Source organism: Thalassospira sp. ER-Se-21-Dark, assembly GCF_017922435.1.
Lineage (GTDB): Bacteria > Pseudomonadota > Alphaproteobacteria > Rhodospirillales > Thalassospiraceae > Thalassospira.
On record NZ_VDEZ01000015.1, the window covers coordinates 1 to 419 of the forward strand.

Annotated in this window: 1 tRNA gene and 1 rRNA gene; both read right to left on the minus strand. The window is 54.9% G+C overall.

From position 1 onward, the window contains the following. Window positions 1-42: 42 nt before the first annotated feature. A tRNA-Ile gene (locus FHI25_RS20495) sits at window positions 43-119 on the minus strand. A 197-nt stretch (window positions 120-316) separates the two neighbouring features. Continuing rightward, window positions 317-419 (minus strand): 16S ribosomal RNA (locus FHI25_RS20500); the annotation flags it as partial.

A 419-nucleotide genomic window follows, 5' to 3' on the forward strand; every position in this document is an offset into this window, starting at 1 on the left:
TTGCAAAGCAGGCGCTCTCCCAACTGAGCTACACCCCCGTGATGGTGGGCCTGAGAAGAGTTGAACTTCTGACCTCACCCTTATCAGGGGTGCGCTCTAACCAACTGAGCTACAGGCCCGGTATGTTAGTTTAGCTTCGCCAATCTGAACGCTTCGCATTCAGGCGCATTGCCGCCCGCCAACCCAATGCGCGGGTGGCCTACGTCAAGCTACAGCTTGCCTAAAACAATTTCGAGATTTGGAAGGGATGCGCGGACAGCGCCATGGTCTTTTTCTTTTGCTAGAGAGGAGAGAGATAAATCCATCCTCATCCTTGAAAGGAGGTGATCCAGCCGCAGGTTCCCCTACGGCTACCTTGTTACGACTTCACCCCAGTCGCTGACCTTACCGTGGCCGGCTGCCTCCTAAAAGGTTAGCCC